Source organism: Neisseria sp. P0001.S005 (genome assembly GCF_051963715.1).
Map to the genome: position 1 here is coordinate 1 of NZ_JBQCTZ010000416.1, position 1136 is coordinate 1136.

2 protein-coding genes are annotated in these 1136 nt (G+C 51.8%); one reads left to right on the top strand and one right to left on the bottom strand.

Translation table 11 applies throughout. The features are described 5' to 3' along the window. Positions 1-410: Nif3-like dinuclear metal center hexameric protein (locus ACTHSP_RS20705; protein ID WP_440346847.1), on the bottom strand; the 410-nt coding region annotated here is incomplete at its 3' end. Between the two features lie 175 nt (positions 411-585). On the opposite strand from ACTHSP_RS20705, the gene ACTHSP_RS20710 reads away from it, so the two are divergent. After that, positions 586-1136, top strand: a 551-nt coding sequence (locus ACTHSP_RS20710) for a LysR substrate-binding domain-containing protein (protein ID WP_440346848.1), incomplete at its 3' end; no start/stop codon positions are given.

The window sequence follows — 1136 nt, forward strand, 5'->3', positions numbered from 1 at the left end:
TTCAGACGGCCTGTATTCAACAGGTTTTGCTCGCCGAATTGTTTTTCGAGCACCCAATCGAGTTTCTCGGCCAACTGCGCGTTATTGCCCAGTTGCGGGTGCGCGTCCAGCGGCAGGTGGTAACCCGCCATATTGATTTGGTGGTGCAGCAAGGTTTCAATTCGTGCTTTTTTCCAACCGGTAATCGTGATAGGCTCGCTTTTCCAAAACATGCCGTGGTGAACCAAAAGCAGATCCGCCCCCTGCTCTACGGCAAAATCGATTGCAGCTTTGCTGGCGGTAACCGAAGTGGCGATTTTGGCAATTTCTTCTTTGCCTTCGACTTGCAAACCGTTGGGCGCATAGTCTTTAAACAGCCCGACCTGCAATGTCTCATCGCACCACGCCAGAATTTCGCGGCGTAAAGCCATATTCCACTCCTTATATCTATCTTCAAAAACAGCTTCGCATTCTAACCGCAAAATCTGTTTACACCTCAAATTCTTACATTCCGATTTCAGCAATCATTCCCAACATTAATCATTTGCACATCATCATGAATTATTTTAATATACCCCACCTTACCCACAGGCCGTCTGAAAACACATGGACTCTATTATCGAATTGCGTCATCTCAAAACCTTGCTGGCTTTAGAAGAAACCGGCAGCGTTTCCCTTGCCGCCAAACGGGTTTTCCTGACCCAATCCGCCCTATCGCACCAAATCCGCGCCTTGGAAAATTATTACGAAACGCCGTTATTTGAACGCAAATCCACACCTTTGCGCTTCACACCGGCCGGTATGCGCCTGCTGCAACTGGCGCGCGAGCTGTTGCCACAAGTTGCCGCAGCCGAACGTGATCTGGTGCGGATTATCGAAGGCGAAGCCGGCGAACTCAGGCTTGCTGTCGAATGCCACACCTGCTTTGACTGGCTGATGCCTGCCATGGGCGAGTTCCGCCCGTTATGGCCGCAAGTTGAATTGGACATCGTTTCCGGTTTCCAAGCCGATCCGGTCGGGCTGCTGCTGCAACACCGCGCCGACCTTGCCATCGTTTCCGAAGCCGAGCCACTTAACGGCATCAGCTACCGCCCTCTGTTTGCCTATGAAATGGTCGGCATCTGCGCAGAAGACCACCCGCTTGCCGACAAAGACGT